This is a genomic window from Paenibacillus glycanilyticus NBRC 16618, from assembly GCF_004000805.1.
In the GTDB taxonomy this organism is placed as follows: Bacteria; Bacillota; Bacilli; order Paenibacillales; family Paenibacillaceae; genus Pristimantibacillus; species Pristimantibacillus glycanilyticus.
Genome location: NZ_BILY01000008.1, coordinates 138,351 through 150,913, shown reverse-complemented (window position 1 = coordinate 150,913; position 12,563 = coordinate 138,351). Strand labels below are relative to the sequence as shown.

Annotated in this window: 10 protein-coding genes; all 10 read left to right on the top strand. The window is 56.9% G+C overall.

Annotated features, from left to right (window positions below):
• Positions 1-173 precede the first annotated feature (173 nt).
• The 10 genes from coaBC to rpe all read left to right on the top strand — a co-directional run bounded on the left by coaBC (position 174) and on the right by rpe (position 12,562).
• Positions 174-1,409: a bifunctional phosphopantothenoylcysteine decarboxylase/phosphopantothenate--cysteine ligase CoaBC gene (gene coaBC / locus PGL01S_RS08460; RefSeq protein ID WP_127493433.1), complete on the top strand. Its 1,236-nt coding sequence runs from the start codon at positions 174-176 to the stop codon at positions 1,407-1,409.
• On the top strand, positions 1,406-3,907 hold the full coding sequence (priA, locus tag PGL01S_RS08455) for a primosomal protein N' (protein ID WP_127493431.1): 2,502 nt from the start codon (positions 1,406-1,408) through the stop codon (positions 3,905-3,907). Before coaBC ends, priA begins: the two co-directional genes overlap by 4 nt.
• Before the next feature lie 33 nt (positions 3,908-3,940).
• Positions 3,941-4,426, top strand: a complete 486-nt coding sequence (gene def, locus PGL01S_RS08450) for a peptide deformylase (RefSeq protein WP_127493429.1) — start codon at positions 3,941-3,943, stop codon at positions 4,424-4,426.
• A 4-nt stretch (positions 4,427-4,430) separates the two neighbouring features.
• Complete coding sequence (gene fmt / locus PGL01S_RS08445) at positions 4,431-5,381, top strand: methionyl-tRNA formyltransferase (RefSeq protein WP_127493427.1); 951 nt, start codon at positions 4,431-4,433, stop codon at positions 5,379-5,381.
• On the top strand, positions 5,378-6,853 hold the full coding sequence (gene rsmB, locus PGL01S_RS08440; protein ID WP_127493425.1) for a 16S rRNA (cytosine(967)-C(5))-methyltransferase RsmB: 1,476 nt from the start codon (positions 5,378-5,380) through the stop codon (positions 6,851-6,853). Before fmt ends, rsmB begins: the two co-directional genes overlap by 4 nt.
• 97 nt (positions 6,854-6,950) lie before the next feature.
• Entirely contained in the window at positions 6,951-7,997 is a 1,047-nt protein-coding gene (gene rlmN, locus PGL01S_RS08435) for a dual-specificity RNA methyltransferase RlmN (RefSeq protein WP_127493423.1), read from the top strand.
• 6 nt (positions 7,998-8,003) lie between these two features.
• Positions 8,004-8,774 (top strand): Stp1/IreP family PP2C-type Ser/Thr phosphatase, encoded by a 771-nt coding sequence (locus PGL01S_RS08430; RefSeq protein ID WP_127493421.1) that lies wholly within the window; start codon positions 8,004-8,006, stop codon positions 8,772-8,774.
• A complete protein-coding gene (pknB, locus tag PGL01S_RS08425; protein ID WP_127493419.1) occupies positions 8,771-10,999 on the top strand; it encodes a Stk1 family PASTA domain-containing Ser/Thr kinase in 2,229 nt (742 codons plus the stop codon). Before PGL01S_RS08430 ends, pknB begins: the two co-directional genes overlap by 4 nt.
• Positions 10,986-11,912 (top strand): ribosome small subunit-dependent GTPase A, encoded by a 927-nt coding sequence (gene rsgA / locus PGL01S_RS08420; RefSeq protein WP_127493417.1) that lies wholly within the window; start codon positions 10,986-10,988, stop codon positions 11,910-11,912. The genes pknB and rsgA overlap by 14 nt, the downstream gene beginning before the upstream one ends.
• 5 nt (positions 11,913-11,917) lie before the next feature.
• A complete protein-coding gene (rpe, locus tag PGL01S_RS08415) occupies positions 11,918-12,562 on the top strand; it encodes a ribulose-phosphate 3-epimerase (protein WP_127493415.1) in 645 nt (214 codons plus the stop codon).
• The last annotated feature ends 1 nt before the right edge of the window (position 12,563 follow it).

The window sequence follows — 12,563 nt, the reverse complement described above, 5'->3', positions numbered from 1 at the left end:
AAATAATAGCTACTCTCTAGTATACGGATTTGAATAGAAGATTTCCATTCCTCCATCTGGGAACGGTGCAGGCTACAAATTGGGATGACCTATGGTATGATAGGAAAAAGCGCGAATGGGTCTCACCTAAACGGTCAATACATAGATTAACAGCATAAATCGGGGGAAACAGTATGTTGAGAGGAAAAACGATAGTATTAGGCATTACCGGCGGTATTGCTGCCTATAAAGGCGCGGCGCTCTGCAGCAAGCTTGTGCAGGCGGGAGCGGAGGTGCACGTCATTATGACGGAGTCGGCAACCAAGTTTATTACGCCGCTGACGCTGCAAACCTTGTCCCGGCATCCGGTGCACATCGATACGTTCGACGAGAAGGACCCTTCGGTCGTTACTCACATTGACTTGGCGGACCGTGCCGATCTGGTCGTAATTGCGCCGGCAACCGCGAATATTATAGGAAAAGCGGCTAACGGCCTGGCCGACGACATGCTGAGCACTACGCTGCTCGCCGCGACAAGCCCGGTTCTGATCGCTCCGGCCATGAACGTGCATATGTATGAACATCCGGCGGTTATCCGCAATCTGGAGCTGCTGGCATCCCGAGGCGTCATGTTTGTGGAGCCGGGAACGGGTCAGCTGGCTTGCGGCTACGTAGCCAAAGGCCGTCTTGCGGAACCTGAGGATATCGTCATAGCGGTTCACTCCCTGCTGAAAGCGAAGGAGCAAGGAACGCTTGCGGGCAAGCGCGTGCTGGTAACGGCGGGAGGCACGATGGAGCGTCTCGATCCGGTCCGATATTTAACGAACGATTCTTCCGGCAAAATGGGCTTTGCCATCGCGGAGGCCGCCAAGGTGATGGGCGCCGAGGTTACGGTTATCGCGGGCAGAACATCCGTTGATCCGCCGGCCGGCGTGAAGGTGATTCGGGTAGAATCGGCGCAGCAGATGCTTGATGCCGTGCTGGAACGGTTCGAAGAATCGGATATCGTGGTTAAATCGGCGGCCGTGGCGGATTACCGTCCGGTGACCAGACACGGCCAGAAGATTAAGAAGTCCGGGGAAACCTTAACGCTTGAGCTGGAGAAAACGACGGATATTTTGCAGACGCTTGGCGAGCGGAAGACGCATCAGCTCTTGATCGGATTCGCGGCGGAGACGGAGCATCTGGAGAAATACGCCATGGACAAGCTGAAGCGCAAAAATGCCGATCTGATCGTGGGCAATGACGTCAGCCAGGAAGGCGCAGGCTTCAATGGGGATACGAACATCGTACAGCTGTACGGTCCAAGCGGATTAATCGAGGCGATGCCGCTGCTGTCCAAGCGCGAGACGGCTCAACGCATTCTAACGATTGCGGCACAGCGCCTTACGGAGGTAGCGGCCCAAAGCGGAGGTCGGGGCGAAGAATGATTGCCAAAGTGATCGTGGACGTGCCGAGCCGCCAGACGGACCGGCCGTTTGATTATAAAGTACCGCCCGGCATGGAGAGCTGGATTGAGGTCGGCAGCCGGGTAGGCGTTCCTTTTGGCCCCAGGGTGCTCCAAGGTTTTGTCATTGAGCTCGCGGAGACGGCGGATGTGGATCCCATGAAGCTTAAGGCCGTATCCGAGCTGCTTGATCCGGTTCCGCCGCTGCTGCCCGATCTGATCGAGCTGGCCAAATGGATGAGCGACAAATATTGCTGCTCTTGGACGACCGCCCTGCAGGCCATGATTCCGGCCGCGCTGAAAGGGAAAGCGGAACGCTATATCAGCCTGAACGATGATCCGGATTATACGGCGGACGACTATGGCCTGACGGCGCTGCTGCCGGAGGAGATGCTGACGTGGATCGGCAGGCAGAAGCAGCTTAAGCTGGAGACGCTGCAGCAGCGGTATCCGGAGCACTCGGCGGCGATAAAGGAAGCGCTCCGCGATGGGCTGCTTCAGGAGCAGACTTCGATCCGCGACCGTCTGGCGATCCGCAAGGTACTGACCGTATTCCCGCCGGATGATGAAGCTGCGGCGCGCGAAGCGCTGGAGAGCTTCCCTGCCCGGGCCGGGAAGCAGCGGGAGCTGCTCGCTTTTATGCTGGAGAGAGGGGAGGCAATGACGCTGCAGGCGCTGCTGGCGGAAGCAGGCGGTTCGCCCGCCAGCGTCCGGGCGCTTGCGGACAAGGGCCTGCTTGGCCTTCATGAGGTCGAGCAGGAACGGGATCCGTACGCCGGACGGGATTTCCAGCGGACGCAGCCGCTGCCGCTTATGCCGGGCCAACAGGACGTGTATGAGCGGATTGCCGGCACGGTAAGCCGCGGCGAGCCGCAGGTGTTGCTGCTTCACGGCGTTACGGGAAGCGGCAAGACCGAGGTCTATATGCAGTCGATCCAGCATTGTCTGGAGTTAGGGAAGCAAGCGATTGTGCTGGTGCCGGAGATTTCGCTTACGCCGCAGATGGTGGAGCGGTTCAAGGGACGCTTCGGCGAAGCCGTCGCCGTGCTGCACAGCCGGCTGTCGAACGGCGAGCGTTATGACGAGTGGCGCAAAATCCGGAGCCGCCGCGTCCAGGTCGCTATCGGGGCGCGCTCGGCGATCTTTGCACCTTTTGAGCGGATTGGGCTTATTATTATTGATGAAGAGCATGAATCCTCTTACAAGCAGGAGGAGAGCCCGAAATACCATGCGCGGGATGTCGCGGTAAGGCGTGCTCGGCAGCATGGTGCCACGGTTGTGCTTGGCTCCGCAACGCCGTCGCTGGAATCGTTCGCCGCCGCCAGCCGGCAGCCTGCGCCCGGCAAGGAATCGGCGCTGCTGCCGATGCCGGAGCGGGTCGGCAGCCGTCCGATGCCGCCGGTGCAAGTCATTGACATGCGCGGCGAGCTGCAGGACGGCAACCGGTCGATGTTCAGCCGGAAGCTGCATGCCGCGCTTGCCGACAGACTTGAACGCGGCGAGCAGTCGGTGCTTTTGCTTAACCGCCGGGGCTACTCCACCTTTGTGATGTGCCGCTCCTGCGGGTATACGGCTGCTTGCCCGCATTGCGACATATCGCTCACTTATCATCAGAAATCGCGGGCGCTGCGCTGTCATTATTGCGGGCATGCCGAGCTGGCTCCGAAGGAATGCCCGTCCTGCAGCAGCGAGCATATCCGCTATTTCGGGACAGGGACGCAGCGGGTAGAGGAAGAGCTTGCGAAGCTGTTCCCGGGAATCCGGGTAATCCGGATGGATGTGGATACAACCTCCGAGAAGCATTCCCACGAGAAGCTGCTGAAGCAATTCGGCGAGCGGAAAGCCGATGTGCTGCTGGGCACGCAGATGGTCGCGAAGGGGCTCGATTTTCCGTACGTTACGCTGGTTGGCGTAATAGCCGCGGATACGTCGCTCAATCTGCCGGACTTCCGTTCGGCGGAGCGGACATTCCAGCTGCTGACACAGGTAGCCGGGCGCGCCGGGCGCCATCATCTTCCCGGGGAGGTTATCATCCAGACGTATTCTCCCGAGCATTACGCTATCCTTACCGCCCAGCATCATGATTACGCCGCATTTGTGCGGGAAGAGCTGAAGCACCGGAGCGTAATGGGCTATCCGCCTTTTTGCAGGCTGGTTCTGGTGACGATGTCGCATGAGCAGCTGCCTTTGCTGTCTTCGGTCAGCGAACAGTTTGCCGAGCGGCTTAGGGGATTGGCGGCGGATGAGGGGGTTCTTGGCCCGCTTGAAGGCGGTCTGCCGAGGGCAATGGATATTCTTGGGCCCGTCGCATCGCCCATTTCCAGAATGAAAGATCGCTACCGTTTTCAATGTGTGATAAAATATCGTGGAAACATCGACGTACCCGCGCTGCTAAGGCATGCAATGGCGCCTTTTGTGGAGGGCTCGCCGGCAAAACAGGCGCAGTTCAGCATCGATGTCGACCCACAAGTCATTTTATAAAATAGATAACGATTGTAAAGGAAGGTAACGGCCATGGCCATTCGTATTATTGTGAAAGAACCCGATCCGGTGCTCCGCGAGACGGCAAAGGAAGTAACGAAATTCAACTCCAATCTTCAGAAGCTTCTGAAGGATATGGCAGAGACCATGTACGACGCGGACGGCGTTGGGCTTGCGGCTCCGCAGATCGGCATCTCGAAGCGCGTCATCGTTGTGGATATCGGCGACGAGACGGGGCTCATCTCGATGGTTAATCCCGTTATCGTTGAAAAAGAAGGCGAGCAGGTTGGTCCGGAAGGCTGCCTCAGCATCCCTAACCTGAACGGCGACGTGAAACGTTACGAGCGTATCGTCGTAAACGGGCAGGACGGGGAAGGCAATCCGTTTACGGTAGAGGCAAGCGGCTTCCTTGCGGTTGCGTTCCAGCATGAGATTGATCATCTGAATGGCATTCTGTTCACGGATATTGCGCAAAATGTATACGACATTACGGCAAGACAAAGAAAAGGCGGCGAGTAAAGGAATGCGTATCGTATTTATGGGAACGCCGGAATTCGCCGTTCCTTCTCTGCGGCTTCTGATCGAGCAGGGCTACGACGTAGTCGCTGCCGTGTCGCAGCCGGACCGCCCGAAAGGACGCAAACGCGTATTGACGCCGCCTCCTCTGAAGGAAGCGGCTCTTGCGCTTGGCCTGCCGGTTCTTCAGCCGGAGCGGATGCGCAGCCCCGAAGCGGTTGCGGCCATTGCCGAGCTTCAGCCGGATCTGATTGTCACGGCCGCTTACGGGCAAATTTTGCCGAAGGCGCTGCTTGACATCCCGCGGCTTGGCTGCATCAACGTGCATGGCTCGCTGCTGCCGCGCTACCGCGGCGGCGCTCCGATTCAGCGCTCGATTATTAACGGCGAGACGGTTACCGGCGTAACGATTATGTTCATGGCGGAAGGACTCGATACCGGCGATATGATCAGCAAGGTTGAAGTTCCGATTACGGATGAGGATACTTCGGGTACTTTGTTCGAGAAGCTGAGCGCTGCCGGCGCCGAATTGCTGGGACGGACGCTTCCCGCCCTGATTGCAGGCGAACTGAAGGCCGAGCCCCAGGATAACGAGCTGGCTACGTACGCGCCAAACTTAACGCGCGAGGACGAGCGGATCGACTGGAGCAAGCCGGCGCGCAGCATTTACAACCAGGTGCGCGGATTGTCTCCGATGGCAGGCGCTTTTACATACCTGAACGGCGAAGTGTTTAAAGTATGGGCATGCGCGAAGCCTGACGGCAAGGCGGGCAATGGAACAACTGCTCCGGGTACCGTGGTTGCGGCAAGCACCTCCGGCATTGACGTGCAGACCGGTGACGGGCTGCTTCGCCTGCTTGAAGTGCAGCCTGCAGGCAAGCGGGTTATGACGATTGCGGACTGGCTGCCGGGTGCAAGATTGTCTTCCGGCGCCGTATTTGGCGGTGGCGAAGCATGAGTGAACGGGAATCTTTAAAACCGCAGCCAAAGCGGAAGCCAGGCGGAAAAGGCCAAGGCCGTGGGCCCGGACCGGAGGGGCGCAAGGAACAGCGTCCGGCACGCGTCCGTACGCCGCGCGAGCTTGCGCTTGATACGCTGGTGAAGGTGGCGGAGACCGGTGCGTACAGCAACCTGCAGCTCAACCGTGTCCTTCAGGATGCACAGCTGCAGCGCGCGGACGCTGCTCTTGTAACCGAGCTGGTATACGGAACGATTCAGCGCCAGCTGACGCTGGATCATTGGCTTGGCAAGTTCGCGGCCAAAGGGCTGCGCAAGCTGGAGCCTTGGGTGCATCAGCTATTGCGCATGAGCGCTTATCAATTGCTGTATCTTGACCGTATTCCGGCCCATGCTGCGGTGAACGAGGCGGTTACCATTGCAAAGCGCAGAGGACATCAAGGAATTTCAGGAATGGTGAACGGCATTCTTCGCAGCATTGACCGGAACCGTGCGGAGCTGACGGTTGACGCCATCATGGACAAGAATCCCGTGGTGCGGATCTCCGTCAGGCATTCTTATCCGGAGTGGCTGGTTGAACGCTGGGTCAAAGCGTACGGCGCGGAAACGGCCGAAGCGATTTGCGCTTCGGGCAATGAGCCGCCGCATGCCAGCGTTCGCGTCAATCCGCTCCGCTCATCGCGAAACGAGGTGCTGAGCCTGTTGACCGAGCAGGGCGGCGATGCCGAGGCCTCAAGACTTGCGCCTGCCGGTATCGTGGTGAGGCGCGGAGGCAATCTGGCCGATACGGAAGGCTTCCGCGACGGCCTCTGGACGATGCAGGACGAAAGCTCCATGCTGGTCGCCGAAGTGGTCGCGCCTAAGGCAGGCATGCAGGTGCTGGATTGCTGCGCTGCGCCGGGCGGGAAAACCACCCATATGGCGGAGCTAATGGGCGGCAAAGGCAAGGTCTATGCCAACGACCTTCATCCGCATAAGCGCCAGCTTATTGTCGATCAGGCGGTACGTCTCGGCCTTCAAAATATCGAGGCGATTACCGAAGACGCCGGCAAGCTCGGCGAGCGGTTTGCTCCGGCTTCGATGGATGCGGTGCTGCTGGATGCGCCATGCTCGGGATTTGGCGTTATCCGCCGCAAGCCGGAAATCAAATGGACCAAAACAGCGGGCGATGTCGCCGAGATCGCGGCGATTCAGCGCAGGCTGCTTGGGGCTGTTGCAGGGCTGGTTAAGCCTGGCGGAACGCTGGTGTACAGCACCTGCACGATCGAAAGCGCGGAGAACGAGGAACAGGTGGCAGCTTTCCTGAATGAGCATCCCGAATTCCAGCTTGACGCGGAATGGCCGGAGGAAGCTCTCGCGCCGCTGCGCGAGAAAGGCATTGTCGACCGTTCTTTTGACGGACAAGCGCAGCTGCTTCCGCATCATTACGGCAGCGACGGCTTCTTCATTGCACGTCTCCGCAGGCGCCCGTAGGGCCCCTTGTGGCTCGGCATGGGCGTTTGTGGTAAAATAAATCATCAGCGCCGGCATAACGGCGCGCTATTTCAGAGTCAGGTGTGATAATAAGAAGATGAAACCAATAATTTATGACTATAACCTAGATCAGCTTCAAGACTGGATGAAAGAGAACGGCGAGCCGGCTTTCCGCGGCGGACAGCTGTTCGATTGGCTGTACGTGAAGCGCGTGAAGAGCTTTGAGGACATGTCCAATCTGCCGAAGCCACTTCGCGAGAAGCTGGAGGAGTCTTTCCAGTTCGTGACGCTGTCGGAAATTACGAGATTCGAGTCGAAGGACGGCACGGTCAAATTCCTGTTCGGCCTGCATGACAACCACGCGATCGAGACCGTTATCATGCGCCATGATTACGGAAACAGCATCTGCGTAACGACGCAGGTCGGCTGCCGGATCGGCTGTACCTTCTGCGCCTCGACGCTTGGCGGCCTGAAACGCAATCTGACCGCGGGCGAGATCGTTGCGCAAGTGGTAACGGCCCAGCAGATGCTGGATGCAACCGGAGAACGCGTATCAAGCATCGTTATTATGGGCTCCGGCGAACCATTCGAGAATTATGACGCCACGATGACCTTCCTGCGTATTATGATTCATGAGAAGGGTCTGAATATCGGCCAGCGCCATATTACCGTCTCGACAAGCGGTATCGTACCAAGCATGTATAAATTCACGGAAGAGAATACGCAGATCAACCTGGCCATCTCGATCCATGCGCCTAATGACAAGCTCAGATCCAAGCTGATGCCGGTTAACCGTCGCTTCCCGTTTGAGGATGTAATGGCAGCCTGCCGCAATCATATTGCGAAGACCGGCCGCCGCATCACGTTTGAATACGCCTTGATCGGCGGCGTTAACGACCAGGCCGAGCATGCGCAGGAGCTTGCCGACGTGCTTCAAGGCATGTTGTGCCATGTCAACCTGATCCCTGTTAACCACGTGCCGGAGCGGAACTATGTACGCACGCCGCGCAATGACATTTTCGAATTCCAGCGCATTCTGGAAAAGAACAAAATCAATTGCACGATCCGCAGGGAGCAAGGCCATGATATTGCGGCTGCATGCGGCCAATTGAGGGCGAAACATATGGAGTCCACGACGAGGTGATCACGGTTGATTACGGCAAACCGAAGCGATGTCGGACGAATTCGTCATATTAACGAAGATCGTTCGTGGGTAGGACAGCTGGATAACGGCATTACTTTAGCGATTGTCGCCGACGGAATGGGCGGCCATCAAGCCGGGGATGTAGCGAGCCAGCTGGCGGTTAATACGTTCAGAGACATGCTTGAGAAGAGCGCGTCGAAGGCGGATTTATCGATGCAAGAGGGGAAAATGCTGATTCGCCAGGCGCTTGTCATGGCTAATGACGTCGTCTACGATATGGCATCACGCAACGAGCAGTACTACAATATGGGAACGACAATCGTAGCTGCCCTGTACAGGGAACAGCAATTGATTATCGGGCATATCGGGGACAGCCGCGCCTATCTCATTACCGCAGATGGAATTGCGCAACTGACGGAGGATCATACCCTCGTCAACGAACTGGTCAAATCGGGCCAGATCAGCCTGGAAGAAGCGGCGCATCACCCGCGCCGCAATGTTATTACGCGTGCCGTTGGTACGGACGCGCAAGTCGAGGTAGATATTTATACCGCAGCCTTGTCCGATAACGATGTATTGCTGCTGTGCAGCGACGGTCTGACCAATATGGTCAGCGACGAAGAGATGCTGCAGACGGTTCGTGAGGAAGGGCTGGGATTGGATGATAAAGCGGATCGCCTCATTCAATTGGCGCTGCAAGCCGGAGGAGACGACAATGTTACGGTCGTGCTTCTTCAGGAGGAAAGCGCTGCTTATCGAGGAGGTGACAACGGATGATCGGACATCAACTAGGTGGACGCTATGAAATTTTAACGAGAATCGGCGGAGGCGGGATGGCGCTTGTCTATAAAGCGCATGATATCCTGCTGAACCGTAACGTCGCGGTAAAGGTGCTGAGACAGCAATTCGTCCATGACGAGGAATTTATTCGGAGATTCCGCAGGGAAGCGCAGTCGGCTGCCGCTCTATCCCATCCTAATGTCGTCAGTATTTACGATGTAGGGCAGGAAGAGGATACCCATTACATCGTAATGGAATATATCGAGGGTCATAATCTTAACGAAATCATTCATGAGCGTGCGCCGCTGCAGGCCGACGAAGCGGTGCGGATTGCCGTGCAGATTGGCGATGCGCTGGAGCACGCCCATCAGAATCATATTATTCATCGCGATATTAAGCCTCATAACATCTTGATCGGCAAAAACGGAAGAGTGAAGGTAACGGATTTCGGGATTGCCCGTGCCGTAACTTCCTCTACGATTACGCAGACCGGATCGGTTGTCGGTTCGGTGCATTATTTCTCGCCCGAGCATGCCAAAGGGATAAGTACGGGGGAGAAATCCGACCTGTACTCCCTAGGGATCGTGCTCTACCAGATGCTGACGGGAAAGCTTCCGTTCTTCGGGGAAAGCCCGATCAGCGTTGCGCTTAAGCATCTGCAGGAGGAGTTCGAGGAGCCTAGGAAGGTGAACCCTCATATCCCGCAGAGCGTGGAAAACGTAATATTGCGCGCGATGCGCAAAAATCCGAATGAACGCTATCAGTCGGCCCGTGAGATGCTTAACGACCTGGATACTTGCCTCAAGCCAAGCCGCTTGAGCGAACCGAAGGCGACGTTCACGAGCGGCAGCGATCTCGATGAGACCCGCGTGATGCCTGCGATACGGGGCGATATGCTCAATTCCGCGCCGCAGTACGAATTAACGCCTGTTCCGTCTGTCGAAGCCTCCGTTCCTCTTGAACGGGCAAACAAGGCGACGGCTGCCTCAAGTCAGACGGAAACGGAATGGAAAGACGAGAAAGCAAGCGGAAAGCCTAAAGGCTGGAAGCGTCCCACTACGATTGTAGCGGTAACCCTCGTCATCTTGGGTTTGATTATTTGGGGCTTCTTTGCTTTGTTGAACAAGCTTGACGTGCCGGAAGTGGACGTGCCTTTTGTGGTCGGCAAACAGGAGGATGTGGCTCGGACGATGCTTGAGGAAAAAGGGCTTAGGGTCAAGGAGCCCGTTATTCACGAGTTTATGGGCGATGTGCCTGCAGGCGAGGTCTTTGCGCAGGATAAGGCCAATATGCGGGTGAAGGAAGGCTCTTGGATTCAGCTGTCCGTCAGCGACGGTGCCGTGTTGGAGAAAATGACCGACTATAAGGGCAAGCAGCTGCAGGAGGCTAAGGATGATCTGACAGCGCTCGGCGTGCCTGATAATCAGATTTCTGCGGAGCAAGTATTCAGCGACCAGGATCCGGGCACGATCATAAGCCAGACGCCCGAGTTTGGCTCGGAATTCGATCCGAAGACGGCGACCGTCAAGTTTATGGTCAGCAAAGGCCGCGAAACGATTCCGATGCCGAATCTGATCGGCCATACCGTTGCCGAAGCGAAAGATATCGTGAAGTCTAACGGGCTGGTCCTGCAGGATGACGATATTCTGGAAGAGCCGAGCTACACGCAAGGCAAAGGATTCGTCATTGACCAGGATCAATTCAAGCCGAACGATCCGGTGCCTAAAGGATCGAAAATAACGATTACCGTAAGCTCGGGTCCTCCTAAGGACGCGAAGAACCATACGTTCAACGTAACGATCTCGCCGGCCGAAGCGGGGAAAACAAGCGAAATCCGCATTGTGTATTCCGATGCTCGCGGTCAGGACATCGAGTGGGGCAAACGCCAAATTCAAGATACGCAATCCTTCCCCGTGCAAGTTATTTTGGCGCCAAATACGGAGGCCAGAGTGACGGTTTACCGGGACGGTCAATTCGTGGATACGCGCACGATCACTTACGAGGAGCTGGCTCAGGGCTCGAACTCCTCTTCGCTTACGATACCGGGTTCCGGTAACGGCAATAACGGTAATAATGGTAATAATGGCAATAACGGTAATGGCAACACGGATACGGAGACCAGCACCGACCCGATAGAGAAAACGAAAAATCCGGATCAGCCGGCAAATGCGGATCCGACAGATAGCAACGACAACGGAGGCACTCCAGATGAGCAGCACTAGTGAAGCCAAGGGAAGAATCGTCAAGGCGCTCAGCGGTTATTACTACGTATTGCCGCATGATGCGGAATCGCCGGAGCAGACGGTGCAATGCCGTGCTCGAGGCGTATTCAAGAAGAGAGGCTTAACGCCGCTAGTCGGCGATGACGTGGTGTACAGTTTAACGGAGAACGGCGAGGGCACGGTAGAGGAACTCCTGCCCCGCTCTTCCGAGTTGATCCGGCCGCCTGTCGCTAACGTAGACCTGGCTATCCTTGTCTTCTCCGTGACGGAGCCTACCTTGAATTTGCAGCTGCTTGACAAATTCCTTGTGCACATCGAGCATTCGGGTATTGAAGCGGTGCTCTGCTTGAGCAAGCAGGACTTGGAGCAGGACGGCGAGGAGACGGAAGAAGCCATAGCCGCTGCCGAAGCGGTAAACCGGATTTACACGGCTATTGGCTATGAAGTATACGGCACAAGCTCGCGCCAGGGCGTAGGCGTTGAGGAGCTGCATGGCCGACTTAAAGGGCATGTAGCGGTCTTCGCGGGCCAATCGGGCGTGGGCAAATCCTCGCTGCTGAATGCTCTTGTGCCGGGCCTTGAGCTTGAGACAAACGAGATCAGCAACAGACTCGGCCGGGGCAAGCATACGACGCGCCACGTGGAACTCGTCGAGATAGGCGGCGGTTACGTGGCGGATACGCCGGGCTTCAGCCAGCTTGATTTCACGGAGCTTGGCATTGAGGATCTGGGGTACTGCTTCCGCGAGATGCGCGAGCTTGCGCCGGACTGCAAATTCCGGGCGTGCACCCACGTGCACGAGCCGGGTTGCGCAGTGCTGAAGGCGGTAGAGGAGGGCGCGGTTGCGCCTAGCCGCCATCAGAATTATTTAACGTTTATGACGGAAATGAAAGAGAGAAAGCGGAGGTACTAAACCATATGGCAATTATCGCACCATCTATCCTGTCGGCGGATTTCGCGCGGCTTGGAGAAGAGATCAAAGCAGCCGAAGAGGCCGGAGCGGATTGGATTCACGTCGATGTTATGGACGGTCATTTCGTACCGAACCTAACCTTCGGTCCTCCGGTTATCGCGGCCGTACGTCCGGCTACAAAGCTTCCTTTTGACGTGCACCTGATGATCGAACGCCCGGAGCTGTCGATTCCGAGCTATGCAGCGGCGGGAGCTGACCGGATTACGGTTCATGCCGAAGCAACGGTGCACCTGCACCGCACAATCCAGCAGATTAAGGATTTGGGTCTGCCTGCCGGCGTTGCGCTTAATCCAAGCACGCCTTTGTCGGTTCTGGAACATATTCTGGGGGATGTTGACCTGATCCTCATTATGACGGTTAACCCTGGTTTTGGGGGACAGGCCTTTATCGAGGAATCGCTCAATAAACTTCGCCAGCTTCGCAAAACGCTTAACGAACGAGGCCTCGGCCATGTTCACGTGCAAGTGGACGGCGGTATTAACAGCGTTACTGCCAAGCAGGTTGTAGAAGCCGGTGCGAACGTGCTTGTAGCAGGCAACGCCGTATTCGGGGAAAGGGATCGCGCGGCCGCGATTGCTGCGCTTCGGTAAC